The organism is Bacteroides sp. OM05-12, from assembly GCF_003438995.1.
In the GTDB taxonomy this organism is placed as follows: Bacteria; Bacteroidota; Bacteroidia; order Bacteroidales; family Bacteroidaceae; genus Bacteroides.
Genome location: NZ_QSUN01000052.1, coordinates 1 through 519 on the forward strand (window position 1 = coordinate 1; position 519 = coordinate 519).

The following is a 519-nucleotide window of genomic DNA, read 5'->3' on the forward strand; positions in this document are numbered from 1 at the left end:
CGTACATAGCTTAAGTCATAATCCATTTGAAAGGCACTGTTTCCAATCCTAGTTACTCCATCAGGTATAATAATAGTATCTATTTCATTGCTGTAAGCTAAAAACAAATTAGGAATTTCAGTGACACCAAGTGGAATATTTATACTCCTTAAACTATCAGTTTGTGCAAAAGCACCTATCCCCAAATGAATTGCACTTTCAGGAAGCACAACTCTCCTTAATAAAAAAGAACTCCAAAACGCTGAATTCCCGATAGAATCCAGTCCTTCCGGAAGATTCATTTCATCCATTCGGGTGTTATAAAATGAAAAACCATCTAATATTTTTAATGATTGAGGCAGTACCAGTTTCCGAAAACTTTGGCAATGGGCAAAACACTCCCATGGAATTTCCGTAATACCTTCAGGAATGACAAGAGGATCTACTTCCATCCAGTGGCATCCGCAGAACGAACCCGCTGAGAACTTTTTTAAAGAGGCAGGAAAATTTATTTTCTTGAGACGCATATTCGAAAAAGCC

General features: G+C 37.6%; 1 protein-coding gene. It reads right to left on the reverse strand.

Annotated elements, in window-relative coordinates; translation table 11 throughout:
- Positions 1 to 519, reverse strand: a 519-nt coding sequence (locus DXB63_RS17670; RefSeq protein ID WP_199604243.1) for a leucine-rich repeat domain-containing protein, incomplete at both ends; no start/stop codon positions are given.